At 63.3% G+C, this 2,918-nt stretch carries 3 protein-coding genes; all 3 read right to left on the bottom strand.

Features of this window, described 5'->3' with window-relative positions:
* Window positions 1–1,329 (bottom strand): carotenoid oxygenase family protein (locus AC16XC_RS12150; protein WP_484034922.1); only part of this gene is annotated, 1,329 nt, incomplete at its 3' end.
* A gap of 24 nt (window positions 1,330–1,353) precedes the next feature.
* A complete protein-coding gene (locus AC16XC_RS12145; RefSeq protein WP_484034921.1) occupies window positions 1,354–2,208 on the bottom strand; it encodes a class III extradiol dioxygenase family protein in 855 nt (284 codons plus the stop codon).
* Window positions 2,205–2,597 (bottom strand): protocatechuate 4,5-dioxygenase subunit alpha, encoded by a 393-nt coding sequence (locus AC16XC_RS12140; RefSeq protein ID WP_484034920.1) that lies wholly within the window; start codon window positions 2,595–2,597, stop codon window positions 2,205–2,207. Before AC16XC_RS12140 ends, AC16XC_RS12145 begins: the two co-directional genes overlap by 4 nt.
* Between the last annotated feature and the right edge of the window lie 321 nt (window positions 2,598–2,918).

The raw sequence follows: 2,918 nt of genomic DNA, 5'->3' as shown, positions 1-2,918 counted from the left end.
GGTGACATGGTTGTCGAACAGCGCGACCAGATAGCCGTCGCCTTCCGGTGAATTGGCGCTGCGCGGGATGAAGCACGGCTCCTGCAGCGATCCGTCCGGGCCGCACCACCAGCTCTGTTCCGTGCCGTTTGCCAAGTCGAAATGGGTCAGCGTGTTGATCGCTCCGGCGAACGGTCCGGGCGGGCCGTTATAGGGTTTGGCAAGGTCATAGGTGATCATCCAGCCATGGCGATAGGGCTTGCCCGCGACCCGGTCGTCGATCCGCGGGAATTCGCCCGGCGCCTCGCCCAATTTGGTCACGCTTTCGACCACATCCTCGTTCGAGGTCAGATCGACGGTGATCCGCGCCAGTTCGGTCATCGCCAGTCGGGGATCGAACGGCGCGCCGTCCTTGTCGGGGAAGAACGGCAGGCTGCCGATTTTCGAGACGGGCGTATCGAGATGCACCTTGGTGCCTTCGACAAAGGCATTCATCACATGGCACGAGCAGATGCCCTCGTCATGCCTGAACCAGCGCATGTCGCTGCCATCGCTGTCGCGCCGCATCACGCCGAGCCAGGTCGGCAGCGAGCGGTCGTAATAGAAATGCGGGCGATCCTGTTCGAGCACGCTTTCGTCCGAACTGTAGGGCGAAACCGGGATCACGATGTAATCGCCGGCGATCGCGAAATCGTGCAACATGGTGTAATAGGGCACTTCGAAATCGGCGCGCCGCACGACCTTGCCGTCTTCGTCGATCTCGAAATAATGCGCATCACGCGCCAGGTCGCCGTCGCAGGCATAGGCGATGTTGCACAGGTTCCCGGTCTCGGGGTCGATCTTGGGATGCGCGCCGAAGGTGCGCAGCGGCAGCTGGCCCTGCCAGTCGGTATAACCGTCGGTATCGAGCGACAGCTTGTCCATGACGAGGCAGGGGCTGTCCTCCTTCATCGCCAGTAATTCCTTGCCGAACACCAGCACATTGGTGTTGGCGGTGCCGCGGTGCTGGCCGATAACCGAGGGGTCGTCGGTCCGTGGGTTGCGATAGGAGCCGAACAGCGCCTTGCCCGCGGCGTTTTCGAGCTTCCACTTGTCGGTCTTGGCATAGCGTTGCTTGAAGCCGATCCTGCCGTCCTTGATGCGGAACATGGTGACCATGCCGTCGCCGTTGAAGAACTGGTCTCCGCCGCCTGCCCGGGGAGCGAATTGCGGGTCGGGATGGACCCGGTAGAACGCCCCGTCGAGATCCGCGGGAACCTCGCCTTCCAGCTCGAGATCGGCGATATCGCCTTCGATCCGGCCGAGCCTGAGCACGTCTCGGTAAAGCGGTTCCGGCGGAAAATGGACCATCTTCTAACTCCCGTTCGATCCTGTTCAGGCGCTCACCAGTTCGCGGCACTCGACCAGCATGGTTGCCGCCGCCGTGTTCGAAATGGGCACGTGATAATTGCGCGAAATCTCCCTCAGATCGTCGCCAAGGGCGGCGCGGGCGGCGATCCAGTTGAGGATTTCGACCCCCTGGCTGCCCGCCAGCTCGACGATTTCGAGCGTCGAATGCTGCAGCAGCGCGTCCGGATTGCCGACAAGGTTGTCGAGGCAGAAGCGGTCATAATCGACATTGAGATGGCCCGCCCGCTTGCCTTCGAGCTGGTGCGACAGCCCGCCGGTGCCGAGCACCACGATCGTCTCGTCGCCTTCCCAGCTGCGCAGCGCGCGCCCGACGGCCAAGCCGAGGTCGCGGCACCGCTTCGGGCTCGGCAGGGGGTGCTGGACGGTATTGATCGCGATCGGGACCAGCCGCGTGGAAAATTCCTCCTCGCCCGGCCACAGCAGTTCGTAAGGCACCGCGACCGCGTGATCGACCACCATCTTCTGGCACATGACGGGATCGAATTCGCTTTCGACCACTTCCTCGATCACATGCCACGACAATTCGGGATAGCCCTTGAACGGCCGCGCGAAGGAAATCCCCCAGCCTTCGTCTTCATGGCGGTATTCGGGCGCGGCGCCGATCGCGAAGGTCGGCATTTTGTCGAGGAAGAAATTGAGCCCGTGGTCGTTGTAGAACACCACCGCGACATCGGGCTTCTTCTCGGCCAGCCAGCGATGGACCGGGGCGAAACCGTCGAAGAACGGCTTCCAATAGGGATCCTGCTGCAGGCCGCGGGCAATGGCGCTGCCGATCCCGGGCACATGGCTGGTGAAGACTCCGCCGATAATGCTGCTCATGCCAGTTCCCCTTCGCGGATGGTGACGCCATGCGAGAGCAGCATGGCCTTGAATTCGTCGAGGCTCATCCCGGTCTGGAGCGCGCCGAGGTCCTGCACATTGAGCCCGAAAATCCCCGCCAGCTTGGCCAGGTAATAGACGTTGCCCCCGGCATCGAGCATGGCCAGCACGTCGCGCTTGCGCACGGCGTCCTTCTGCTCGTTGGTGAGGTGGAACTTCGCCATGTAGGCTTCTTCGTCGGCGCGGAACGCATCGCGATTGGCAGCGCTGTTGAACGAATAGCACATGTCGTTGAGCGCGAACCCGCGCATGGCGAGATCGCCGTCGAACGGATTCGTCCCGGGTATCCTGCCCCTGGTCGATCCTGGCTGGCGAATGGGTGGCTCCATGCCTCTCCTCCGGTCACAATGGGTATTTGATGCCGTGAGCGACGGGGCAGCGCCTTGTCCTGAGTCAAATTCGCGAAAGATTGCGAGGAGCGCGGGCACCGCCGCCAGCGCGATCCGCCAGCTCTATGCCCCTTCGGCAGGCTCAGGACAGGCTGGCCCGGCTCGATCGCGCTCACCAGCGACCAGCCCGGCTCGGCGCTGAACTGTCAGCACCTGTGGCGGAAGCGAAGCTGAACGAGCGCAGCGAGGACAATTGGGCATTCCGGGTGCCGCCGATGCCGGGGCCGGCGCGGGCGGTGTCGTCATGCCGCTGGTGAAGGC

Source organism: Candidatus Andeanibacterium sp. (assembly GCF_057143545.1).
The sequence above is the reverse complement of the archived record's forward strand: the minus strand, read 5'-3'. Positions and strand labels throughout refer to the sequence as shown.

Excerpts from the sequence above, each read along its gene's own strand:
- AC16XC_RS12145 (WP_484034921.1), bottom strand. The coding sequence starts at position 2,208 with ATGAGCAGCATTATCGGCGGAGTCTTCACCAGCCATGTGCCCGGGATC.
- AC16XC_RS12140 (WP_484034920.1), bottom strand. The coding sequence starts at position 2,597 with ATGGAGCCACCCATTCGCCAGCCAGGATCGACCAGGGGCAGGATACCC.